General features: G+C 44.9%; 24 protein-coding genes. 16 read left to right on the top strand and 8 right to left on the bottom strand.

The features are described 5' to 3' along the window. Positions 1 to 63: 63 nt before the first annotated feature. The 3 genes from F0232_RS05570 to F0232_RS05580 all read right to left on the bottom strand — a co-directional run bounded on the left by F0232_RS05570 (position 64) and on the right by F0232_RS05580 (position 3,927). Entirely contained in the window at positions 64 to 1,791 is a 1,728-nt protein-coding gene (locus F0232_RS05570) for an aspartate:alanine exchanger family transporter (RefSeq protein ID WP_061031917.1), read from the bottom strand. Positions 1,792 to 1,865: 74 nt separating this feature from the next. Beyond that, the gene (locus tag F0232_RS05575) at positions 1,866 to 3,260 is read right to left on the bottom strand and encodes a glutamate decarboxylase (protein ID WP_061031879.1); all 1,395 of its coding nucleotides are present in this window, start codon (positions 3,258 to 3,260) and stop codon (positions 1,866 to 1,868) included. Between the two features lie 328 nt (positions 3,261 to 3,588). Further along, positions 3,589 to 3,927, bottom strand: coding sequence for a hypothetical protein (locus F0232_RS05580; RefSeq protein ID WP_017065233.1), 339 nt, complete (start codon positions 3,925 to 3,927; stop codon positions 3,589 to 3,591). 247 nt (positions 3,928 to 4,174) lie between these two features. Between F0232_RS05580 and F0232_RS05585 the strand changes: the two genes are divergently transcribed. From F0232_RS05585 to F0232_RS05605, 5 genes are all read left to right on the top strand, one after another. Then, complete coding sequence (locus F0232_RS05585) at positions 4,175 to 5,008, top strand: AraC family transcriptional regulator (protein WP_004739967.1); 834 nt, start codon at positions 4,175 to 4,177, stop codon at positions 5,006 to 5,008. 104 nt (positions 5,009 to 5,112) lie between these two features. Beyond that, positions 5,113 to 5,841 (top strand): AzlC family ABC transporter permease, encoded by a 729-nt coding sequence (locus F0232_RS05590; RefSeq protein WP_061031878.1) that lies wholly within the window; start codon positions 5,113 to 5,115, stop codon positions 5,839 to 5,841. Positions 5,842 to 5,843: 2 nt separating this feature from the next. After that, positions 5,844 to 6,173 carry an AzlD domain-containing protein gene (locus F0232_RS05595; protein WP_061031877.1) on the top strand — a complete coding sequence of 110 codons (330 nt, stop codon included), beginning with the start codon at positions 5,844 to 5,846 and terminating at the stop codon, positions 6,171 to 6,173. Between the two features lie 46 nt (positions 6,174 to 6,219). Further along, complete coding sequence (locus tag F0232_RS05600; protein WP_061031876.1) at positions 6,220 to 6,525, top strand: NIPSNAP family protein; 306 nt, start codon at positions 6,220 to 6,222, stop codon at positions 6,523 to 6,525. A gap of 80 nt (positions 6,526 to 6,605) precedes the next feature. Next, complete coding sequence (locus F0232_RS05605) at positions 6,606 to 7,388, top strand: viroplasmin family protein (protein WP_105059197.1); 783 nt, start codon at positions 6,606 to 6,608, stop codon at positions 7,386 to 7,388. 102 nt (positions 7,389 to 7,490) lie between these two features. Here the strand turns inward: F0232_RS05605 and F0232_RS05610 are convergent, their stop codons facing one another. Then, a complete protein-coding gene (locus F0232_RS05610) occupies positions 7,491 to 8,636 on the bottom strand; it encodes a glycosyltransferase family 4 protein (protein ID WP_105059198.1) in 1,146 nt (381 codons plus the stop codon). A 287-nt stretch (positions 8,637 to 8,923) separates the two neighbouring features. Between F0232_RS05610 and F0232_RS05615 the strand changes: the two genes are divergently transcribed. From F0232_RS05615 to F0232_RS05645, 7 genes are all read left to right on the top strand, one after another. Next, positions 8,924 to 9,850 (top strand): glycosyltransferase, encoded by a 927-nt coding sequence (locus tag F0232_RS05615; RefSeq protein WP_061031873.1) that lies wholly within the window; start codon positions 8,924 to 8,926, stop codon positions 9,848 to 9,850. 16 nt (positions 9,851 to 9,866) lie between these two features. After that, positions 9,867 to 11,303, top strand: a complete 1,437-nt coding sequence (locus F0232_RS05620; protein ID WP_105059199.1) for a lipopolysaccharide biosynthesis protein — start codon at positions 9,867 to 9,869, stop codon at positions 11,301 to 11,303. A 74-nt stretch (positions 11,304 to 11,377) separates the two neighbouring features. Then, positions 11,378 to 11,695 (top strand): hypothetical protein, encoded by a 318-nt coding sequence (locus tag F0232_RS05625; RefSeq protein WP_105059200.1) that lies wholly within the window; start codon positions 11,378 to 11,380, stop codon positions 11,693 to 11,695. Between the two features lie 126 nt (positions 11,696 to 11,821). Beyond that, positions 11,822 to 12,436, top strand: a complete 615-nt coding sequence (locus F0232_RS05630) for a LysE family translocator (protein ID WP_105059201.1) — start codon at positions 11,822 to 11,824, stop codon at positions 12,434 to 12,436. 21 nt (positions 12,437 to 12,457) lie between these two features. After that, positions 12,458 to 13,438: a phosphotransferase enzyme family protein gene (locus F0232_RS05635; RefSeq protein ID WP_105059202.1), complete on the top strand. Its 981-nt coding sequence runs from the start codon at positions 12,458 to 12,460 to the stop codon at positions 13,436 to 13,438. Positions 13,439 to 13,474: 36 nt separating this feature from the next. Continuing rightward, positions 13,475 to 14,251, top strand: coding sequence for a phosphotransferase family protein (locus F0232_RS05640; protein ID WP_105059203.1), 777 nt, complete (start codon positions 13,475 to 13,477; stop codon positions 14,249 to 14,251). Positions 14,252 to 14,284: 33 nt separating this feature from the next. Beyond that, positions 14,285 to 14,719: an N-acetyltransferase gene (locus F0232_RS05645; protein ID WP_061031867.1), complete on the top strand. Its 435-nt coding sequence runs from the start codon at positions 14,285 to 14,287 to the stop codon at positions 14,717 to 14,719. Positions 14,720 to 14,775: 56 nt separating this feature from the next. Here F0232_RS05645 and F0232_RS05650 read toward each other — a convergent pair whose 3' ends face one another. The 4 genes from F0232_RS05650 to F0232_RS05665 form a co-directional block, all read right to left on the bottom strand. Then, positions 14,776 to 15,243, bottom strand: coding sequence for a DUF3429 domain-containing protein (locus F0232_RS05650; protein ID WP_105059204.1), 468 nt, complete (start codon positions 15,241 to 15,243; stop codon positions 14,776 to 14,778). Further along, a complete protein-coding gene (locus tag F0232_RS05655) occupies positions 15,240 to 15,785 on the bottom strand; it encodes a glutathione peroxidase (protein ID WP_017065245.1) in 546 nt (181 codons plus the stop codon). The genes F0232_RS05650 and F0232_RS05655 overlap by 4 nt, the downstream gene beginning before the upstream one ends. Positions 15,786 to 15,869: 84 nt before the next feature. Beyond that, entirely contained in the window at positions 15,870 to 17,213 is a 1,344-nt protein-coding gene (locus tag F0232_RS05660; RefSeq protein ID WP_105059205.1) for an AarF/ABC1/UbiB kinase family protein, read from the bottom strand. A gap of 221 nt (positions 17,214 to 17,434) precedes the next feature. Next, positions 17,435 to 17,821, bottom strand: a complete 387-nt coding sequence (locus F0232_RS05665) for a thiol-disulfide oxidoreductase DCC family protein (RefSeq protein WP_105059206.1) — start codon at positions 17,819 to 17,821, stop codon at positions 17,435 to 17,437. 162 nt (positions 17,822 to 17,983) lie between these two features. Between F0232_RS05665 and F0232_RS05670 the strand changes: the two genes are divergently transcribed. From F0232_RS05670 to F0232_RS05685, 4 genes are all read left to right on the top strand, one after another. After that, positions 17,984 to 18,541 (top strand): DUF1439 domain-containing protein, encoded by a 558-nt coding sequence (locus F0232_RS05670; RefSeq protein WP_105059207.1) that lies wholly within the window; start codon positions 17,984 to 17,986, stop codon positions 18,539 to 18,541. A 226-nt stretch (positions 18,542 to 18,767) separates the two neighbouring features. Next, entirely contained in the window at positions 18,768 to 20,330 is a 1,563-nt protein-coding gene (locus F0232_RS05675; RefSeq protein WP_105059208.1) for a glutamate synthase-related protein, read from the top strand. 274 nt (positions 20,331 to 20,604) lie between these two features. Beyond that, positions 20,605 to 21,396, top strand: a complete 792-nt coding sequence (locus tag F0232_RS05680) for an arylamine N-acetyltransferase (RefSeq protein WP_105059209.1) — start codon at positions 20,605 to 20,607, stop codon at positions 21,394 to 21,396. A 19-nt stretch (positions 21,397 to 21,415) separates the two neighbouring features. Continuing rightward, on the top strand, positions 21,416 to 21,937 hold the full coding sequence (locus tag F0232_RS05685; RefSeq protein WP_105059210.1) for an NADPH-dependent FMN reductase: 522 nt from the start codon (positions 21,416 to 21,418) through the stop codon (positions 21,935 to 21,937). Positions 21,938 to 21,991: the final 54 nt, after the last annotated feature.

Genomic DNA, 21,991 nt, shown 5'->3' on the forward strand with positions numbered 1-21,991 from the left:
AAATGTCGTCACACATCCATGGTTAAGTTTAAATCATAGACCATGCATCAAAACTCAATTTAACTAACTGATCACCATTGCGATGTAACCTAATATCAGGACTAAAACTGAAGTTAATGCGTATGGCACGGGGTAGCCAATAGCTGGCATATCACTGTGGCTTGCATCTTGGGCTCCTTTCATTGCTGGGGTACTGTTTCTCCCTCCGGCACAGGCTCCCGCTAAAATAGCAGGGTTCATTTTGCGGAAGTACAATCCGTATAACCAAGCTAGCAGAGGTGGTACGAGTGCTGCAGTCACACCCAGTAACGCTATCTTGATGACAATGATGCCTTGGAAAGACGCCAATATTTTGGGGCCGACCGTTGCGGCTAATACCGCGACAAATAGGTTTAGACCAATGTCTTGTAGAAAGCTTCTTGCCCCTTCACTCATGGGGCCGCCAAAGCTCGGGTTACGAGTTCGTAAGAATGAGAAAACAATCCCGGTTAACATGCAACCAGCTGATGTGCCTAGGGCAAAAGGGATACCTGCAACGGTGACACTTAAATGTCCAAAGACATAACCAATCAACAAAGAAAGGGAGAGGTAGAAGGTTTCGGTGACCGTACTCTCTACAATTGGAACGCTATTGAGTTTGGATGCGGTTTGCTCTACGCACCATTGGGAGCCTGCAATACGCACAACATCGCCCACTTCGACCTTAGTTTGTGGGAGTAAAGGTTGCTGGTGACCTTGTCTGAAAACTGCTTTGAAGTAGACACCAAAGCCGATCTCCGCATGCAATTGCGCCATGGTTTTCCCCGCATACTCAGATTTACCAACGTGAATATCAGCCACTTCAATGTCGACATTTCTAGCTCGTGGATCATCGACTTCATTTCCGATATCAGCTTCACCTTCCGCAATCAAGATGCGATATTCTCCGCGAATGCCAATAACATCATTTAACTCAAGCGTTGGGTTATCGGAAGCATCAATGACTTGCTCACCTCGAACCACTTTAAGCACGGCCGCATCAGGGAATTTCTGATACAACTCTTGCACTGAACGGCCAACTAACTCTTGGTGTGTGACTTTATAGGCACGAACATCAATCGGTAGGACGCCCACGTCTGAAAAACCAAAGGTGCTTGGGAGTTTCTCGTTGTCATCGCCAGTTGAGAATTCCGCCTCTGCCTCTTTACCAGCTTTGACGGGGTCAATTCCAAAGAGAGAAGGGAGGTACTTAATGAACAAGATGATGAGGACGGTCGACAGGACATAGCTTATCGCGTAGCCCGCTGCGATATTGGCACTAACATGATCAATGCTCATCCCTTCAGGTGGAGTAAATGCGCCTGAGCTAATTGCTGACTGCGCTACGCCCATTACGGCGGTCACTGTGTAACTGCCAGAAATGATGCCCGCGGCATAGCCGGGCTCAAGGCCCATTAGCTTGGCGCCGATGACAACAATCGCAAAATTGCTGAACACGACAATTAAACCAATGACGACGAAGTCGATCCCTCCTCTGGCAAGACCGGAGAAAAATTGTGGCCCCACTTTCATCCCAATCGCGTACATGAACATCATTAAGAAGATATCTGAGACCAGACCCGGCTCTTCAATTTTTAGCCCATAAACCGAAAAGGAGGTCAGTGCTAAAGCAACCCCAACAACTAAAGTACCAGCGGTTGTTCCTAGGCTCACTCCCTTGAATGTGAGTCGACCAAGCGGGTAACCAATTGCGAGTGATAGAAAGAGAAATACAAACGGATTTTCTGACAAGTAACTAAATAGAAAGGACATAATGTCACCTGCTAACTTGTTGATATAAGGGCAAGGAACCATGAAGGTTCCTTGCTTTCAGTGAGATGGGGCGATTAACCGTGATTAAAGTTACTCGACTCGTCAGCGTCGCTACCATTGACGACAGGGTGTTTGTCAAAGAAGTCTACGCAGTGTTGTAAATCGGAAATCAAAAGATCCGCCATGTCTCGGCTAAATCCATGTCGAACCAAAATACGCATGATCACTAGATCTTCGCGTTCGGCAGGCATCGCATAAGCCGCAATTTGCCAGCCACGAGATCGAATGCGATCAGAAAGATCGTAGAGATTGAAGCCTGGTTTTGCGCCATCTTTTATTGACCAACTCAGTGCAGGGATACCACCATGTCCATCATAGATGATGTGGAACATACCCATTTTTTCGACTTCTTTGGCAAGGTAACGAGCGGTGTCATAACAAGCGTCATGGATCTTACGATAGCCCTCTTTACCAAGACGCAAGAAGTTATAATATTGAGCAACGATTTGACCACCAGGGCGAGAAAAATTGAGTGCAAAGGTGGGCATGTTTCCACCGAGGTAGTTGACGTTAAAGATTAAGTCTTCATGTAGAGCATCGGCATCTCGCCAAACAACCCAACCAACGCCAAGTGGGGAAAGGCCAAACTTATGTCCAGAGGCATTGATCGACTTTACTCGTGGTAAACGGAAATCCCACACTAAATCTGGATCGCAGAATGGGGCAAGAAAGGCACCACTCGCACCATCAACGTGAATCGGAATATCTAGCCCGGTTTCTTCTTGTAGTTTATCTAACGCTTCATGTACTGCTTGTACTGGCTCATATTGGCAAGTGAAGGTCACGCCTAAAGTTGGGACAACACCAATCGTATTTTCGTCACAACGTTTGATTACTTCCTCTGGGGTCATGATCAGGCGGTCGCCTTGCATTGGGATTTCGCGAAGTTCAATGTCCCAGTAACGGGCAAATTTATGCCAACAAACCTGAACCGGGCCGCAGATAAGGTTAGGGCGGTCAGTTGGCTTGCCTTGCTTCTTCATTTTTTCACGCCATGCCCATTTAAGCGCCATACCGCCAAGCATTGCTGCTTCACTTGAGCCTGTTGTTGAGCACCCCATTGGATTCTCAGCGTTAGGTGCATGCCAAAGATCTGCAAGCATGTGTACACATCGAGATTCGATTTCTGCCGTTTGTGGGTATTCATCTTTATCGATCATGTTTTTGTCGATGCATTCATCCATTAATTTATGGACTTCGTCTTCGACCCATGTTTGACAGAATGTCGCAAGATTCTGACGCGAATTACCATCTAGCATTAATTCATCATGCACGACTTGGTAAGCATGATCGGGTGCATGCTCTTGCTCTGGAATTCGATACTTGGGCATAACAACAGAAAGATCTTTGGAAGAATAAACATCATCTAAGAGTGAACCACGGACAGTCGATTTTTTATGAAGAGGCATGGTAAATCCTTTATCTTATTGAATTTATGTTACTTATTACCATTGGTATATCAGTAAATAACAATGTGGGCAGCTAAGTGAACATAGCAGGATTTTATAAAAATTCCGCCTAAATAAGCGTGTTGTTGCTTATTTCACGTTGTTTTATCTTTTTTTGTGCACGGTAAAACAAATATTTCAAAAGTACACTGTGTGGTGAAAAAACGGAGTTGCCATGATGAGTTTTATATGCCGTTGATGCTTATTTTTTCGTATTTTAAGTTTGGATATATAATTTCGTTCACTGATTATAATTTGGTCATTTTACGATGTTGAATTTTTAATCCTCTTAATTCGCAGGCAACACCACTGCCGACGCTTCTTCTTCTGAATCTTCTTTGTCGTCTACTTGTTCAGCAACCCAATCAATTGTCTTGGTTAAATAAAGCTTATTGGTTTCTGTATCACACCAACGCTTTGATAGACCTCTGCGGTTAAACTCGCTGCCAATAGCGGCCAGTGTTTGATTACTCGGCCTTCCGTAATACAAGGTGTCGCACAGTTGTAGGTTCGACATCGATTGTGGGTATGTATTAACCGACGATGAGTTCATGCTTAGTGCTTTGGACTGATTATGCGTGCAACCCGTAAGGCTCAAGAAAAAGATCAATGCTAAGGCTTTCTTCATCATATCTCTGAACAGTTACTAATAATTGGCGGGGATTATGAGCATGATTAAGTCGTTGATTTATCAATTCTTCGCTAACTGCTTAAAGAGCAAGATCTTGCTCGCAATTAGAGCACGTTATTGATCCGTTTAATTCCTAGGTCAAAAAATGTATTAACCGCCAAAAGCGCAATTTTGTACAAAAGCTAAAAGAGCCTATAGAGTAGACTGATAAGTCGCTCGATAATTAACAGGCTTGGGAATTGTTATGGAGAACAAGAAACGTTCTAAAGAAAAGGCCGAATATAAAGTCGCTGAGGAGCTCGGAGGCATTGAAATCCTTAATGCTGAGTACGAAAAGCAGAACTTCTCACGTCATAGCCATGAGGGGTACACGCTTGGGGTTATAGAGCAGGGCGCTCAACGTTTCTATCGCACGGGTGGCCATCATATTGCTCCCCAAGACGCCATTATTCTGGTCAATGCTGATGAGGTACATAGCGGTCATTCGGCAACGGAAGGCGGTTGGGCTTATCGCGCCATGTATCCGCTCCCAGAGCAACTGGCCAAAATTACCCAAGAACTAAACCTTCCTAATTATGGTGCCCCTTATTTCCCTAGGGCAGTCGTTGAAGATCCTGAACTCGCCAATCAACTGAGGCTAGTGTTTAACGCGATTGATGAATCGGATAATCGATTGCTCCGTGAAACCTTAATGTATGGGATGTTGGTTAAGTTGATTAGCCGGCATGGTAAGTCGAGCCTTAAACCTCAGTTGGATAGTAAAACTCAGCGTCAACTTGTTCTGGTTAAAGAGTTTTTAGATGATTTTCCGCAGGCTGATGTCTCTTTGGAAGAGTTATCGAAATTGGCGGCCTTAAGTCCCTTTCATTTAGTTCGTTCATTTCAAAAAGAGTTTGGTCTTCCTCCTCATGCTTATCAGATCCAGTCTCGTTTGAGACTCTCTCGCAAGCTGCTGAAGCAAGGGCATACCATTTCAGATACTGCCCAAGAGTGTGGTTTTCACGACCAAAGCCATTTTCACCGACACTTTAAAAAGGCCAATGGCTACACGCCGGGGCAATACATTAAGATGCTTTGAGCGTTGGTGAAAAATACGGTCGCTTAATCGAGCAAGTTTGTACAATCGAATCCACTCAGGCGTTTTTACATTGAATAGCCAATGTGAAGAGAGAAAAGAATAATATGGATAATCAAAAGATGGATAGGCGAACGCAGCTGTGGAAGGGCGTTTTAGCGGGCATGCCTCTGAGTATCGCCGTGATTCCGTGGGGAATCTTAGCTGGTTCATACGCGATTGATGCTGGATTGAATCAACTGCAAGCACAAGCGATGTCGGCGATTTTGTTTGCTGGCTCCGCGCAGCTGGTCGCGGCAGGCATGTTCAAAGCGGGCATTGGCCTTGGCACTATGCTACTGACCACACTGTTCATCACCTCAAGACACTTTTTATACAGTGTGTCGATGCGCGACAAAATCAGTCACCTTCCAGCACGTTGGCGCTTATTGCTTGGCTTTTGGTTAACGGACGAACTGTTTGCGATTTGTAGTGGGCAGTCTCAGCAAGAGTTTAATCGTTGGTATGCCGCGGGTGTTGGCGGCGGTTTTTATCTGGTTTGGAATATCGCGAGCTTCGTTGGCATTGTCGCTGGAAGCCAAATCCCGTCACTCAATGAAATCGGTCTCGATTTCGCGGTAGCCGCGACGTTTATCGCGTTGGTTTTTCCCTTAATACGAACATTGCCTGTTGTTGTGTGTGTGGTGGTTTCACTGGTCACTTCGGTTGCCATGTCGGTTAACAATATTGAGGGTGGGCTAATGATTGCAGCGATCGCTGGTATGTTAGCGGGCTTTTTCAGCGAATCGTTCCAAGAGCGCAATAACGGCAAAAAGCCAATCATGGAAGGGAAATAGAGATGATCTGGTTAACGATATTCCTCATGACAGCGATTGTATTTTTTAGCCGATACTTATTTCTTGAACCTGCTATTCCTCTTCGACTTAACCAAACGGCGCGACGTTTATTACGCTATTCAAGCCCAGCGGTGCTTACTGCGATCTGGGGGCCGATTGTGTTTGCTCCAGAGAAGACATTTTGGCCAAGTTTTGAAAACCCGTATTTAATCGGGGCGCTTGTGACAGGTTTGCTGATATGGAAAACAGGCAACGTGCTGCTAACCATTGGTGTCAGTATGGCTGTGTTTTTGTTCTACAACCTTGTGGCGATTGATTTCTTATTCTCTTGATGGCTAATCTAAATTTGGTGTGTTATTCAGTATTTGAGGGTGGTATATGATTACTTGTTATGTTCGATATGTAATTGATCCTAAAAATATTAAGGAGTTTGAGACCTACGCAAAAATGTGGATTCCTTTGGTGGCTAAATTTGGCGGTCAGCACAATGGCTATTTTCTACCCTCTGAAGGCGCGAACAATATTGCGATGGCACTGTTTTCATTTGATAGTTTAGCGGCTTATGAAGAGTATCGAACCTTATCTTTGAAAGACCCGGAGTGTATTCGAGCCTTTGAATATGCGGATGAAGTTGATTGTATTGTCAGTTATGAGCGCAGCTTCTTTCGCCCCGTTTTTGAGTGATTGACCTTGCAACACGTGGCTCGGTGACTTCTAATGTATTGATTCACAGTTTGTGTCGTTAGGTTTGGTAAGGAGTTAATTTGGCTAAGAAATATTATGTGGTTTGGAAAGGTCGTAAACCAGGTATCTTTACCACTTGGAATGAGTGTAAAGCGCAAGTTGATGGTTTTGCGGGCGCGAGATATAAATCGTTTCCAACACTGGGAGAAGCTGAATCAGCCTTTGGTGGTAGCTCGTCTTTTGCGACTAAGTCTACCTCAGGTTCTAAGCCTGCATTTCCGAAGTCCAGTGGTGCAAACAAGTCAAAGACTCCACCTCTTTCTCAGCAGCAGATTACTGACATGCCATTTGATATTAAAATCTTTACTGATGGTGCATGCGAGCCTAACCCAGGCGAAGCGGGAACGGGTTTAGCGGTTTATTTGAATAATGATCTCACTGAGCTATGGTATGGCTTGTACCAACCGATGGGGACTAATAATACTGCTGAGCTACAAGGTTTAGAACAGGCCTTTATTCTCGCGAAAGAGAAGCTGAAAGCTGGGCTGTCGGTGGCGATTTATAGCGACTCAAAATATTCGATAGACTGCATTACTAAGTGGGCATCAGGCTGGGAGAAAAAGGGTTGGACTAAATCTGGTGGTGAGATAAAAAACCTCGATATCATTAAAGCCGCTTACGCACTTTATCAAGAGCTCGCTTCTCAAATCACTATCTACCATGTGAACGGTCACGTCGGTATTGAGGGCAATGAGCTTGCTGACCGAATGTCTATTGTGGCGATCTCTTCGAAAGAGCAAGGTTTGAGCCGTTATACCGAAACGGACGATCTTGCAGAGATTTTAGCATTGCGCGCGGGTTAACAAGCACTGCTCGTGAGAGTTCGAATTATCTAGAGCGTTACCGCTTTGAGCAATGTAACGCTTTGTTTTATTTTCTATTCTACTCGACAGCCTTAGCTGGCACTAAGCGGGGTTCTCTATCCAGTTAGACAACTGCTGGGCTTGCTTGAGAGAGTTAAACATAGTTTCAACTCGTGCTCTGGCTCTCATCCCCATTTCTGCTCTCTCGTCACTGCTTAGCTGAGCCAGTCGCTCGATGGTTTCTCTTAATTCCTCTACGCTTTTCTCATTGACTAAAAAGCCTGTCTCTGGAGTGACAATCTCTTTGCAGCCCATGATGTTTGTGGTGACCACGGGTACGCCAACCGCCATGGCCTCTTTCAGAACTAAGGGGCCGGTATCGACGCAGCCTGTTTCTGAAAAACAGAACGGCGCTACTAAAGTGTCGTACTTGGGCAAATTCTTTTTCACCCATTCGTGTGTTTGAGCCCCGTGGAAAGTAACGTTGCGAGTCAGATTTTGATGATTGACCTGCATTCTCAATTGCGCCTCTAAATCCCCCGTGCCGACGATATCTAAATGGATGTTGAGTGGCCCAGCAATAGGCTCGAGTGCGTCGATTAAGTGATGAACGCCTTTTTGTTCAACCAGTCGACCGAGAAAGATTAGGCGTAGGAGCTTGGTGTCGTTTTTAGGTTGTAGCTTAAACTGCTTGGTGTTCACACCACAGTGCAACAATTTAATGTTCCCTTTCGCCATGTTGTTGAAGTCGTTAAGCATGTCTTTGCACACAGCAATCACGAAATCACTTGAAGATATTTTGTGTTCAATGTCATAAGCAAACTCGTAAACATCATGCCCATGAGCGACAAACGAGCAGGTAATGTTAAGCAGCTTGGCGGCGACAATGGCATGTGCAGTAGTGTGTTGGCAGAAGTGCGCATGTACGTGGTCAATGTCTTTTTCTGCCAGTTGTAAAGCTAGCTTAAACCCATACCCGAAAAGAGACTTCTTGGGCATGCTGTTTTGTCTTGAGACAAATGACAGTGCTTTGACAAATCCTAGCCAATTAATGTGGGTTATTTTGCCCATACGAACATCTTGGCCGATTTTAACAATGTCGTAGTCGAACGATTTTTCACTGCTTTCAATTTTGAATGTCATTACGCAGACGTCGTGTCCACAAGCTTTTACGGATTCCACTTCCGTTTGGATAAAAGTTTCGCTAAGTACCGGGTATGTCGGCGCAACGAACGCTACTTTCTTCATTTTTCTCTCCCTTGACGAAGGTCACTACAGCTAACTAAGCAAGATGCGAACCAAGATTAAAGCTCTTTTGGGAGAGGCTTTTTGATGCTTTTCTTGATCTTATGCGACGGTTAACCCTGTTTTTCTCAAAATGGAAATCAATTTCGAATTGAGCATGCTTCAATGCTATTTGTCATTTTGCAAAAGGGCACATAGGTGGCTGATATGAAAGCGATCCAGTAGGTCATGGAATACGGCACAGAACATGCACTACAAGCTGTACAACGTACAAATGTGAGAGCGTCATTATGGCTAAAGTAAGTGTTGTTATCCCTACCTACAACTGTTTGGACTATCTACCAAAGGCCATTGGTAGCGTGCTTAAGCAGACCCATAAAGATATCGAATTGATCATTATTGATGACAATAGCAATGATGGAACGTCGACTTATCTCGCGTCGATTCAAGATCACCGGATCGTTAAGTTATCAACCTTGGGAGTAGGGGCACCACAAGCAAGAAACCTGGGTATAGAGAAAGCAACAGGGGAGTTTATCGCCTTTTTAGACGCAGATGATTTTTGGTTCCCTGAAAAAATTGATCGCCAACTCGAGTTCCACCAACGATACCCTGAAATGGCAATGAGTTTCACTAACTACGAGCACCTAACAGAAGACTATGAAGTCATCGTTGATTGCTTTAGCTATTGGTCGCAATTTCAAAATCGACAAGAGCAGTTCATCAACATCGATAACCCACTAGAGTTCATCATTGAAAACAATGTGATTGGTACTTCAACCGTTATGGTGAAAGCCGATGTGTTTTCGCAAACCGATAGCTTTAATGCAGACATCAAGTATGGTGAAGATTGGGAGTTGTGGCTTCGAATGAGCGAAAACCATCAGATTGGTGTGTTGAACTCTGTTGAGGTGGGTTACTTAATGAGAGCAACATCTGTGACTCAAACTGAAGAGCTCAAGCTCAGAAACCTAGCTTCTATAGAGACCATTCTTCAGCGTTATCAAAACAACAGCCAGCGATGGAATTTATCTCAGTCTAGTTTTAAAGTTGCAAAGGCCAGAATATTAGAGGGCTATGCAGACTATTATCGAGGTTTACAACAGAATAGACAGGCTATTGTCTACAGTTTCCGCTCTTTGGTGATGGCTCCTCAAAAACGTACATTGCGACATTTGATAGGTGACTGTAAGAGTTTCCTAAAGCCTGCATGGTAAGGAATCGGTGACTCGTATGGGTTCATTAAAACAGTCAGCCTATTACGCTATTGGCATACTGATGATGAAAGGGATCTCGTTGGTGATGATCCCCTACATTACTCATAAAATGACCTTGGCAGAATATGGATCATTAGAAGCGATTGTCTTACTGGCGGACATCGGTACGATCCTGTTTAGTTTCGGTATTGTTGAATCGATGTATCGTTACGTTGGCGTCGCCCAAGGCGATGAAAAGCGAAAGCTGATATCTAACTGCTTCACGCTTAGCTTAGTGGTGTGTTTACTTGGTGGCGTGCTTATTGCGCTCAGCATGCCTCTGTTGCTGCTGACGTTGCCTGTTGAATTCAAACCTTATCAGATCGTTCTTCTACTCATTCCTACGATGCTCGACGGGGCAATATCCATCCCGCTTACTTTGATGCGCATGAACGCAATGGCAAAGCGTTTTTGCCAACTTAACGTATTGAAAGCCGGTGTTCAGGCGATTATGACGTTTGTGCTGCTTGAAGCGGGTTATGGCATTGATGGCGTGCTGATTTCTGCTGCTGCTTCCAGTGTACTATTGATGCTGTGTCTCGTTAGCTATCAATGGCAGCAGATGGGCAGCTTAGGTTGTTTTCAATATTCAGCAAAGATCTTGAAATTTGGGTTACCAACCTTGGTTGGCGGTGCCTCTATTTACATGATCACCGGGCTAGATCGCTGGGTGATGGCAAGTTTTGTTGGGGTTGAGGAGTTAGCCGTTTATGCGGTTAGTGGTAAGTTTGCACTAATTCTAGGCTTGCTGCTGCAACCTTATGCGCTTTGGTGGTTTCCAAACCGAGTCGCCATGCTTCAGCAACCCGGCGGCAGCAAAATGTGTGCAGACAGAGCCTTAGTCGGAGTTAACCTAGCCATAGTGTTAGGGGGCTTGATGATCTTAACTGTTCCGGGCTTCATTTCTCTTATTCTACCAAGCAGCTATCATCAGGCTGGGGTTATTGTGGTCGCACTGCTAGCGATTACGGTTATTAAAAGTGCGGGAGACTACCTCAACTTAGGCTGTTTCAGTGGAGACTCAAGTCAATCACAGATGTGGATACAAAGTAGTTGTGCGGTATTGGCTGCCATAGGCTATTTTGCGGTAGCGCCTATTTATGGAGTGTGGGGTGTTATCACTGTTCTTTGCGTCACTTATATTGTGCGACTCATGCTTTTGTATATTGTAAGCCAAATGATGGAACCGTTGCCTTACGAGCATAGCAAGTGGGTCATGGCAGTCAGTATCGCATTCGTGGCGATAGTTAGTGATCAACTTTTGGGGTTGGTTTTGGTTGATGTTCATGACTTTATTCTGGGTACTGCTGTCGGTTTAATCACGCTGGTGGTCTTTGTGAAATACTCGGTGATCGTTATCCCCCAGGCTCTACTTGATAAGCTCACACCGGGAAAGCATTCGCACGCAAACTAAATAAAACACTGTTCATTATTGGCTGAGTTAGATAGTATTTATAAATTCAATGAATGCTAACTATGGAAAGATATATGAATAAGTGGATTGTACTTTCAGCGTTTTGCTCAACTCTATCGTATGCTTCTGCTGAGCTTGTCAGCCAAGATTTATTGTCTCACCATTTTGATGCCCCAGAGCTCACATCTCTGGAAACACAACACAGCGTTTGTAGCAGCCTTGTCTGCAATTCGATATCCGAACCACAATTAGTTTCTTCTGCGGGGGATTTTCCTGAACGCGAATCGAACCCAACGATAGATACGATAACCAGCGCAATCTACTTCTTGGGTGAAATGGGCGTTGCTGAAAACCTATCGACTCCAGAATATGAAAAATTCTTTGAGAACTAGCTGAGAGGTTATATATACCGAGAGGCGCTTTTTTGTCCTATTACAAAGTACATAAAATACTGTTATAAAAGCTTCTATCACATTTTATGATTCAATTACGTAATACATGACGACTAGGACACCCCGATGGAAATATGGAAGTTGCTGCTGTTTATTCCAGCGTGCTTTGCGCTGAACATGACGCCTGGCCCAAACAATCTTTTGTCGATGAATAATGCCCGTTGCTATGGCTTTAAAGCCGCATTTATAGCAGGGTTAGGTAGAATCGTTGCTTTCTCAGGAATGATTGCGTTGGCGGCGTCTGGCTTGGCCGTGGTGCTTTATACTTCTGAGACCTTGTTCTTTCTTATCAAGTTGTTTGGTGCCATGTATTTGCTTTGGATTGCGTTCAACTTATGGCGTTCACAAGCCAGCCCTGTCGCGGACATCGAGCGCAATAAAAACTGGTTTGGTCTAGTTCAACAAGAGTTCGCCCTTGCAGCTGGTAATCCCAAAGCGATACTTATCTTTACCGCATTTCTGCCTCAATTCGTTGATGTTTCAGCCAATGTAAACACACAGTTCTTCATTCTAGGTGGCATATTCCTAGTGTTAGAGCTACTCGCGATATCTATCTACGCTGCCTTTGGTTTATACCTCAGAAACTGGTTCTCCAAGCCGCAAATGGCTAAGCGTTTCAACAAAGCGTGCTCGGTTTTTCTTGCTCTATCCGGTGCTAATCTGTTGGTGAGTCGTCAGTAACGAATTAGGGCTGAAAGCAATATGGTAAGCACAGATATCCTTTCTCATTGGCTAGATACTAAACCCCACATGTCGCTAGCTGAAGTTACTCTTGGGGCAAACAATTCAGTGTATAAGGTTGAATCCACACCAGCTTTCTTTTTGAGGAAGTACAGGACTCATGATGTCAGCCGTATAATTAATGAGCATAAACTGCTGTTCTTTATATCTCAAAAAGTACCCACTGTTGTTTCGCCCTGCCTCACTTCACATGGCCAAAGTTTTGTTGAGGTCAATGGTGAATACTATGCGTTGTTTCCAGAGGCTCATGGTTCCTTGATTGAGAAGCATGCTTTGACAGACAAGCATGCATTCGAAGCCGGTATTACCCTTGCAAAGCTTCATCGTCAGTTGAGTCTCTACCCTAGAAATGGAATGCAAAACGAGATGTTTCCAGTTATCCAACTGTCATGGGATAGAGAGCAATGGCTACAGCGTCTTGATAAGATCATTGCTGCTATCGAAGCAAAAGGGGAGCAAAACGTGGAGGATGCCTGGGCGCGACGAAGGTCTATGCAGCAACGTTGTTTTTTAGCAAGTGATCAAAGTGTTCACTCTTATAAGACCAAAACTGAGCGAGTACTGATTCACGGCGACTTTCATCACTATAATCTCCTCTTTGATAATCATTCTAAGGTGAGTGGTATTATCGATTGGGACTTAGTTCAATACATGCCACCTGCCTACGAAATAGCCCGGGCTTGCATGTACATGTTTGACATGGATGTGAAGAAGTCGGTCGAATTTGTGAGCGGTTACTTGTCCACTAATGAACTTTCAGAAGAGAGTATTATTGATGGAGCCTGTGCTTGGGGCATTTTTGCTGACCACCATATTTGGGCGTTGGAAGAGGTATATTTAAAGCAGAACTTAGCCGCACGTAAATTCATACCTCATAAGAACTTTTTGCCTTTTGCTCAGCAATGGTTATTGATAGAGTCGCGCTTGGTAAATAAGCGATAACGGTAAGGTGTTTCATTGTATTCTCAGGGATCTCTAATGAGTAACAAAGATCTATCTAAAATGGGGTCGGCTAAGGTAACTCTTGTAAATCGTAATGGCGTACCTTGTATTCGAAAGCAAGGTGCGGGTGAGGTTGAGGCTTCTTTCTATCAATATGCCGCGCAACATTTATCTGGTGTTCATAGCCCTACATTGTTGGCGGTGGAGGGAGATACTCTCTTCATCGAGCACATTCCTCACTCTTTAACACTAAATGAGCTTCAAACGACTTCAGAGGTGTATCAGCAACTATCTCGTATTCATCAGTCTCAATACTCGCCGAGTTTTGCTGTGAAAGAGCATGGATGGAGTACCAGTGCCACTGAAGCTGCTCTCTCGTCTCTGAAATTACCTCAAGTTACTCAAGACAGTTTACTGCGTATCCAGCAATTGAGTGGTGCTTTATTCGACCATAACACCTTGGTCTCTGGCGATGCGAACGAGGGAAATTGGGGAAGAAGAGATAACGGTCAGCTGGTGTTATTTGATTGGGAGCGTTTTGGTTATGGCAGCCCAGCTATCGATTTGGCACCGCTCGTTTCTCGTATGGGGACTTTGTCTGACTATGAGTTTATTGTTGACCAGTACTTACCTCATAACAATCTGATTTACCGAGAAGATTTAATAAAACAATTGATCATAGCGAAAAGCTGGATCGTAATCGAAGTCACGAATATATTAGTCACGCGCAACAACCCCCAAGCTTCGAAATACATCCACTGGTTTAGGGAGCAATTACCAACTTGGCTAGCTACTGTGGAAGGTCTGCTGTAACAAGGTTGGAGTCAAATCTATAAAGGTCTACCTATGAATATTGTCTGTGCGGAAAAACAGGAACTGGCTGAAATTTACCAGCTTGAACATGCTTTGTTTGGTGACCATGCCTATCCGCAATTTTTCATTCGTCAGGCATTTGATTGTTGGGGAAAAGGCTTATTAGTTGCTAAGCAAGACTCAAAGATTGCGGGCTATGCCTTAACGACAACCACGGACACGCAGAATGAGTTTTGGGTCCTATCATTAGCGGTAGACCCGAATTATCGTGGTATGGGAATTGGCCGGAAATTGATGCAACATGCGGTTGAGCAGTTGCCGCGAGACGCTAGGCTTTTGCTCACTGTAGATCCAAATAACACATCCGCTTGCGCGCTCTACGCGTCGATGGGGTTTTCTACGATCAAACAAGAAGAAAACTACTTTGGTGATGATGAGCCGAGGTTAGTGATGCAGCTCATCATCTAGATTGTTGCTAACGGTTTTTAATCGAAGGCTCACAGTTCAAAGACAGTCTCGTAGCTCTAGGTCAGCATCACGATACCGTGCATTAATACTACGCTAGAGGTGAGCCGAGTTCTCATATCAAAGTAGCCATCGGGACCTTGGCTCTGGTTCTCTTCTCTTATCGTCCTTTCAGCTCGCCAAACCGCAATATAACCAAGGATAAGAATCAGAGTCGTCACCAGCTCATTTTGTTCGCCAAGCAATATTGCCAGCCAAGCAACGAGCACAATCGCGTTACTTAGTAATAGCGCTTTGTTGCTTGATTGGCTTTCAAAGTTTTCGATGCCATTTGCCCACAAGATTCCTGAAAGAAAGCTCAAAATGGCTACGCTGTAGGTGATGAACAGCGTTTCACCGCTTATCCCCACAAATTGGCTGTCGGTGAGCGAGAGGAGTAGACCAAATAGAAACGGGATTAACCCCATGTACCCCAGTTTGGCCATGGTGTTACGGGTTTGAGTTGTTGCCATGTAATCTGCCTTCATAGCTGTTGCTCGATCGCGTTTTTGAGCGTAGCGCTCACTGGTGATGTGGAGCTAGGGAAGGTGGCGACGACTTTGCCTTCTTTACTGATCAAGAATTTGTAAAAGTTCCATTTAGGCGTTACGCCCGCTTGCTGTTGTATCTCCGCAAATACGGGATTGGCGTTACTACCCGACAGTGAAGCTCGTGCCATCATAGGGAAGGTCACGCCGTAGTCGAGGTAACAGACTTTTGCCGTCTTCTCTTCACTTCCTTTGTCTTGGCGAAAATCATTACTTGGGAAACCGATAACGGTGAAGTCTTGATCTTTGTAGGTCTGATGAAGTTGTTCGAGCTGCTCAAACTGCGGAGTGAAGCCACATTGGCTAGCGGTGTTTACCACCAATAGAGTTTTGCCTTTAAACTCATCGCACAGCGCAATTTCTTCGGTTGAATTTAATAAGCGCTGTTTGCCGTTGAGTATCTCTGGGCAGCTCGCTGCAAAGGCGATGGAACTCGTTAGGCTTGTAATCAGTACGGTTGAGCAAAGTAGTGAACATTTCATGGGGTTGGCTCATTTTAGTTGGCGTAATGGTTATTACTCTTGAGCACGATGAAATGATCACTTTGCGTATTATTTATTGTCTCTTTAACTCGCGTTTTTAGTTGTACATTTGTTCTCTAAGATTAGATATGGAGTGACCAAACGACTGATATTCACTTTTGCACCAAGGCGAGCTGCTAATAGATACATACCCCCAATTTTTCGATGTAGGAACAGCGCATCGGCGGGTGGGGTGTGCCAATACTCTTGTTCCATGCTCAGAATGGTGCCAGCTTCACGAAGCCTTTGTGCTAATCCACTTGCTTTGAAGTCGTAGTCTTCGTCTACCAACATCGGCTCGCAAGCCATCTTCACTAGGTTTAGAATCGCTTGGCGTTGATCAGGGAGAATTGTCTCGCTAAAGAATCCAATCTGCTCTAACGCTTGATTGAGCCCTTGCTCATCGTTGTTAATGACAGAGGAAAAAGCCAAGCGATAACCCTCGCTAAAGCGGTCACTGTATTCACGGGTTGCTCCAAAATCTAACAAGCCGATTTGTCGGGTGTTTTCAACATAAAGGTAGTTGGCGAAATTAGGGTCGGTTTGCACCATCTTAAAGTCGAACAACTCTCTGAATAGGAGCTCAAGCAGGCTGTGCATCACAAAGTCACGGGTGCTTTGGTCGTAGCTTTCTATCTGTTCTATTGAGACGCCCTCAATGAAGTCCATGGCGAGCACGGATTCTGAAGAGACTTGCGGATGAATCTTAGGTACGACGAAGTGCGAATGCTCTTTTAATGCGTCATGGTAACGAGTCGCGTAGTCAGCCTCGCGAGCATAGTCTGCTTCATCATGGAGCTGTTTTTTTGCTTCCTCTAACAAACCTTTGTAGTCGACCGATTTGGGTATAAAGCCAACGATGTTGAGTAGTGTGCCGACGTTATCTACATCACTGTCGATGCTTTTTCGAATGCCTGGATATTGGACTTTGACGGCGAGCTTGTCTCCAGCATCGCTGTATGCTTGATGAACTTGTCCAATGGACGCACTGGCAATCGGTTTAAAGTTGAAGGAAAGGAATTCGGTTTTCCAATGGTTTCCGAGTGAGCTTTCTAAGACTTGATTGAGCTGCTTTGTTGGCAATGGGTCAGCGTCTGAGCGCAGGCGAGAAAGAATGTCGGCCAACTCTGGCTCTAAGACATCCCCCGCATCCATTGAAAGCATCTGCCCCAATTTCATCGCAGCTCCACGCAGGTGCGCGAGCTGGTCGGTCAGGCGAGCTATGTTCTGTGGCGTTAACAGTAAATCTTTTGCCTTGGGCCTGTTGCCTCGTGCAATTTGCTTGGTGCCTTCTGTTAGCACGTTACCTGCGACTCTTGTCGCCAGCGAGGCGAACTTGCTGAATCTAGAAAGTCTATGAGTGGGAAGGTTTCTCTCTTTTGCCGACATAAAGTCTCTCTCTGGGAATCAGGATTCACTACAAAGTTCTATCAATCATTACACAACCTTATGTCTTGTTGTGATAACTTGTCGCCTGAATCAGTAACTCGATTGAAAAGGACAAAGCATGAAGTTTATTTGGTTGAAAGTCGTTCTTACCGTACTAGTATTTGCTGCACTGTTTGGCATCGTTTACTACAAAGTCGCCAGTGGTATGTCTTAACTCAATACTATTTCGTACAGCTGTTTCCGTTGCAACGTGATTTTCCAGTTAGCCAGAATGAAATTTTATATCGATTCTTGGCGAACCTCAGGTAGCACCAGTCTGCAAACGGCTTAAATATTGCCCAACGTAATGGCGCATAAAGCCAACCTTTTCCTACTAGGTTCCATGCTTGGTAGGTCACATCTAACCCAAGTAGTAGCTTTCCGTTCTCATCAAGAGCATGCAGCACTGTGTTGGCCGCATCCGCATCAATCTGAGGATAGTTGGCAAACGCTTCGCTGTAGATATCGATAGTCTGGATCTTCCCCTCAGTGTCGTACTTGGCGAGCGCAGCCATCTCTTTGGCACACAGTGGACACGTTCCGTCATAAAATATCGTTAATTCAGTCATTGATTTCTTTACTATTTTTGCCATTTTCAAACTATACGCGAATGTTGATTAGGTGGATCATTCTGCCTACATATCCGACACTGTCAGTGTGACGACTGTTTTACGATATCATCTCGAGGTAACATCCGTTCCATGCAATTAGAAATTAAGAGTCGAATTTACATGACAACAAAGTTAATCAACCGTTTGATCCTCACCTGTACAGCACTCATTCTGAGTGGCTGTGTCAGCTACAGCATTACCGAGCAAGAGATGACAGAATATCTTGCTGACTCAGTCATGCTCGAACAAGAGGTTGGTGTACAAAGTGTGATGTACGCACAAGTGGCAGTTGATGACTTAGCGGTACAAATTGGTCGAGCTGATGCCGAGCGTGTGTCTGTTCTGGCGAATACCAATGCAAAGGTTCAAGTGTTTAACATGCCAAACATGGGGCTAGATCTGGATATCGAATTCAGCGCAATTCCCGAATACGACAAAGAGAGTGGTGAGGTTTACTTAAAGTCTCTGCGCCTGGAACGCTTTGAGGAGAAGGGAAAGCAGCTTTCTCCTGAAATAGAGAAGTTACTTAAGCCTGCCGTTTCTATGATTGGCTTTGCTTTGTCTCAGTCACCGGTCTACAAACTCGACAGCAATAAGGTTCAAGAGTCATTGATCAAGTCATCGGAACCTAATTTAGTGATTAAAGACAACAAGCTGGTCATCGAGTTATTTGATTAACCCTTCCCGTTTAGTTTGGACTCAGATTTAAAACACAATGGCTGCCGATTTGGTGGCCATTTTTGTTTGTGTTGAACAAGCAATACTTCTGTTTTTAGGCTGTCTATTATGCTTGTTTTCTCTGGCTCATTTATTGAATTCGCCGCGTATCTCACCTTTACTTTACTCTTGTGAGCAAGTCATCGCTTCAGTCATCAAATCATAAGAAAGAAAAGGTGAACGAACTATGAAGAATCCAGTAATAGCGGATAACAAGCCCGTTAAGGTCGAGCTAACCGAAGGCGAGGAGTATTACTTCTGTACCTGTGGTAAATCGAAAAGCCAACCGTTTTGTGATGGTTCTCATGCCGGAACTGGCTTCAAACCGAAGAGTTTCGTGGCCGAGGAAAACGGCGATGCTTACCTGTGCCGCTGTAAGTATTCAAACAATCTCCCATTTTGTGACGGTACCCATAAACAGTTTACGGCTGAGCAAGTGGGTCAAGAAGGCCCTGATGTTCATATCCAAGCGGCAACGCCCGATCTCTCACCTGCGGCTTCTGCAACCAAAGAAGAGCCCACGGTCGAATTCATTCATCAATTAGCACGAGATGGCTTGTCCAAAGTGGGTCACCATGGGCCAATGACTTCAATGGGCGTCCCAAGGTATCTATTACCTCACTGGGATGATATTCAAGTGATGGTCGCGCAGATGGCCACCAAACCGTTGCTAGAAAATGTGCCAGTTGGTACTGAGCTTATTATTGGGCCAAAAGCGAAAAAGCCGCTCAAATTGAACATCTCCTTGTTTGTTTCTGATATGAGTTTTGGGTCTTTGTCTGAAGAAGCAAAAATCTCTTTAGCGACAGGCGCGGAGCTTGCGGGTACGGGAATTTGCTCGGGTGAGGGCGGTATGTTGCCCGAAGAGCAAGCTGCGAACTCACGTTACTTTTATGAATTAGCCAGCGCACAATTTGGTTATGACGAAGCTAAGCTCAAAAATGTCCAAGCCTTCCATTTTAAAGGTGGGCAGGGTGCCAAAACCGGAACAGGCGGCCACCTTCCGGGGGCGAAAAACATCGGCAAGATAGCTGAGGTGCGCGGTATTGAAGCGGGTACTGCAGCGATTTCTCCACCCACTTTTGTCGACCTTAAAACGGTCGAGGATTTCAAAAAGTTCGCCGATCGAGTTCGAGAAGTGACAGGCGGGATCCCAATTGGCTTCAAGTTGAGTGCCAATCATATTGAAGAGGATATTCAGTTTGCGCTTGATGCCAGTGCCGATTACATCATTTTGGATGGTCGAGGCGGTGGTACTGGGGCGGCGCCAGAAATGTTCCGTGACCATATTAGTGTGCCGACCATTCCAGCGCTTGCTCGTGCCAGAGCCTATCTAGACAAGCAAGGCGTAAGTGACAGAGTCACCTTAATCATTACTGGTGGGCTTCGTGTTCCGATGGACTTCGTAAAAGCGATGGCGCTTGGCGCTGATGGAGTCGCTATCTCGAACAGTGCCATGCAGTCGATAGGTTGTGTTGCTGCCCGAATGTGTAACACCAATAATTGCCCGGCAGGCATCGCGACTCAAAAAGCCGATTTACGCCAACGATTAAATGTCGAGAAGGCATCGAATCAATTGAAGAACTTCTTCGAAGCCTCGACGGAGTTGATGCAAGTGATGGCGAGAGCGTGTGGTCATGATCATTTGAATCAGTTTAATCCTCACGATTTGGCAACGTGGAATCGCGAAATGGCCGAGCTATCCGGGGTCGCTTACTCTGGGGTCAGTCCATTAAACCAACTCAAGTAAATAATATTTCGAAAAAGCACACTCACTGTATTTTGAGTGTGCTTATTTTTGTCTGTGCAAAGAAAATCTATATTTAACCTTTCGTAATTAACTGCTTTATAAGTATTTTTAAAATATTTCCTGTTTTTTGAAAATATCGCTTTACCTAAAGTTAACTTGAGGTTTTATCATCATCCCCAATCTAAAAACATAAACAATCACCTTGTCATTTTTGAGCGTTGTCAGCTTGGAAGACGTCAGTCATTAGGTGATGAAAACAAATCAGGGGTTAGGTATGGAACAGCGTCAAGTCACCGAATATTTTTCAAGAATTGGTTTATCTCAACCAAGCGATACCACAATCGAAAGCCTAAAGGCGATCCATCAACATCAACACCGAACCATTCCGTTCGAGAATTTTGATGTGGTTCAGGGGTTGCCTATTCAACTGTCTCAAGAGGCATTGCATGAAAAGCTGGTGGTTAATCAGCGAGGGGGTTATTGCCAAGAACTTAATGGGTTGTTGTTGAATATGTTAACTCATATGGGCTTTGAAGCGAGAGCTTTACTGGGGCGAGTACATCTAGCGGGAGAGCCGACAGGGCGTAGCCATCGAGTGACATTGGTGACGATTGAAGGCAAACAGTGGTTAGTGGATGCGGGCTTTGGCACCTTTACCCCTCGTGCTCCATTGCTGATTGAAACCAGTATTGAGCAGTCTAATGACTTACAAACTTTTCGTTTTATCAAAGACGAACGATATGGCTTTTTATTGCAGATAAAGCAGGGTGAAGAGTGGATGAGCGTGTACAGCTTAGACATGACGTATGTGGGCGCCAACGACCTAGAGTCGAGCAACTTCTTCACTTCAAACAGCCCGAAATCCATTTTTACATCCAACTGTATTGCAGCGCTGCCTATCGAAGGTGGGATTGTCACGTTGCTTAACCAGAAAATCAAAATTAGCAAAAACGGCTTACCAGAAGAGTGGTTACTTGAAGACGAGCCTACGTATCTTGCTGCATTACAAACGTACTTTGGTTTAGCGCCAAATGTGCCTTTTCAAACTTTAGAGAAATGTTTCTAACCAAACTCGAGGATCAACAATGAAAGTATTAGCAATTGGCGCAACCAACAGTAAAGCATCGATTAACCAACAATTGGCAGCGTACACCGCAAGCTTAGTTGAGGGCGCGCAAGTAGAGGTGCTCGATCTTAATGATTTCGAGATGCCTATTTACAGTGAAGACAGAGAAAAAGAGTCTGGCGTTCATCAACACGCGCAGCGCTTTTTTAGCAAGATTGGTGAGGCAGATGCTGTGGTCATCTCTTTTGCAGAATACAACGGTTCATACACCGCGGCCTTTAAAAACGTGTTCGATTGGGCATCACGCATCGACATGAAAGTGTACCAAGGCAAACCTGTTGTGATGCTCTCCACATCACCAGGCCCTGGCGGCGCAAGCTCTGTGTTGTCGTCTGCGGTAAATTCCGCACCTTATTTTGATGCTGATGTGAAGGGGTCGATGTCGGTGCCAAGTTTCTACGACAACTTTAATGTAGAAACGGGGGAGATCATCAATGCCGAAATGGCCGAGAGCCTGAAATCGATCATGAGTCAGATCTAACTGCTTCAGTGAGTGAGAGAATTATTACATCGGTGCGCAGATAGATAAATACAT

The sequence above is a fragment of the Vibrio sp. T3Y01 genome, from assembly GCF_013114525.1.
Classification (GTDB): domain Bacteria; phylum Pseudomonadota; class Gammaproteobacteria; order Enterobacterales; family Vibrionaceae; genus Vibrio; species Vibrio chagasii_B.

What these genes read in the sequence shown, in the direction of transcription:
- F0232_RS05570 (WP_061031917.1), bottom strand. Translation starts at nt 1,791, where the DNA reads ATGTCCTTTCTATTTAGTTACTTGTCAGAAAATCCGTTTGTATTTCTC.
- F0232_RS05575 (WP_061031879.1), bottom strand. Translation starts at nt 3,260, where the DNA reads ATGCCTCTTCATAAAAAATCGACTGTCCGTGGTTCACTCTTAGATGAT.
- F0232_RS05580 (WP_017065233.1), bottom strand. Translation starts at nt 3,927, where the DNA reads ATGAAGAAAGCCTTAGCATTGATCTTTTTCTTGAGCCTTACGGGTTGC.
- F0232_RS05585 (WP_004739967.1), top strand. Translation starts at nt 4,175, where the DNA reads ATGGAGAACAAGAAACGTTCTAAAGAAAAGGCCGAATATAAAGTCGCT.
- F0232_RS05590 (WP_061031878.1), top strand. Translation starts at nt 5,113, where the DNA reads ATGGATAATCAAAAGATGGATAGGCGAACGCAGCTGTGGAAGGGCGTT.
- F0232_RS05595 (WP_061031877.1), top strand. Translation starts at nt 5,844, where the DNA reads ATGATCTGGTTAACGATATTCCTCATGACAGCGATTGTATTTTTTAGC.
- F0232_RS05600 (WP_061031876.1), top strand. Translation starts at nt 6,220, where the DNA reads ATGATTACTTGTTATGTTCGATATGTAATTGATCCTAAAAATATTAAG.
- F0232_RS05610 (WP_105059198.1), bottom strand. Translation starts at nt 8,636, where the DNA reads ATGAAGAAAGTAGCGTTCGTTGCGCCGACATACCCGGTACTTAGCGAA.
- F0232_RS05615 (WP_061031873.1), top strand. Translation starts at nt 8,924, where the DNA reads ATGGCTAAAGTAAGTGTTGTTATCCCTACCTACAACTGTTTGGACTAT.
- F0232_RS05620 (WP_105059199.1), top strand. Translation starts at nt 9,867, where the DNA reads ATGGGTTCATTAAAACAGTCAGCCTATTACGCTATTGGCATACTGATG.
- F0232_RS05625 (WP_105059200.1), top strand. Translation starts at nt 11,378, where the DNA reads ATGAATAAGTGGATTGTACTTTCAGCGTTTTGCTCAACTCTATCGTAT.
- F0232_RS05630 (WP_105059201.1), top strand. Translation starts at nt 11,822, where the DNA reads ATGGAAATATGGAAGTTGCTGCTGTTTATTCCAGCGTGCTTTGCGCTG.
- F0232_RS05635 (WP_105059202.1), top strand. Translation starts at nt 12,458, where the DNA reads ATGGTAAGCACAGATATCCTTTCTCATTGGCTAGATACTAAACCCCAC.
- F0232_RS05640 (WP_105059203.1), top strand. Translation starts at nt 13,475, where the DNA reads ATGAGTAACAAAGATCTATCTAAAATGGGGTCGGCTAAGGTAACTCTT.
- F0232_RS05645 (WP_061031867.1), top strand. Translation starts at nt 14,285, where the DNA reads ATGAATATTGTCTGTGCGGAAAAACAGGAACTGGCTGAAATTTACCAG.
- F0232_RS05650 (WP_105059204.1), bottom strand. Translation starts at nt 15,243, where the DNA reads ATGAAGGCAGATTACATGGCAACAACTCAAACCCGTAACACCATGGCC.
- F0232_RS05655 (WP_017065245.1), bottom strand. Translation starts at nt 15,785, where the DNA reads ATGAAATGTTCACTACTTTGCTCAACCGTACTGATTACAAGCCTAACG.
- F0232_RS05660 (WP_105059205.1), bottom strand. Translation starts at nt 17,213, where the DNA reads ATGTCGGCAAAAGAGAGAAACCTTCCCACTCATAGACTTTCTAGATTC.
- F0232_RS05665 (WP_105059206.1), bottom strand. Translation starts at nt 17,821, where the DNA reads ATGACTGAATTAACGATATTTTATGACGGAACGTGTCCACTGTGTGCC.
- F0232_RS05670 (WP_105059207.1), top strand. Translation starts at nt 17,984, where the DNA reads ATGACAACAAAGTTAATCAACCGTTTGATCCTCACCTGTACAGCACTC.
- F0232_RS05675 (WP_105059208.1), top strand. Translation starts at nt 18,768, where the DNA reads ATGAAGAATCCAGTAATAGCGGATAACAAGCCCGTTAAGGTCGAGCTA.
- F0232_RS05680 (WP_105059209.1), top strand. Translation starts at nt 20,605, where the DNA reads ATGGAACAGCGTCAAGTCACCGAATATTTTTCAAGAATTGGTTTATCT.
- F0232_RS05685 (WP_105059210.1), top strand. Translation starts at nt 21,416, where the DNA reads ATGAAAGTATTAGCAATTGGCGCAACCAACAGTAAAGCATCGATTAAC.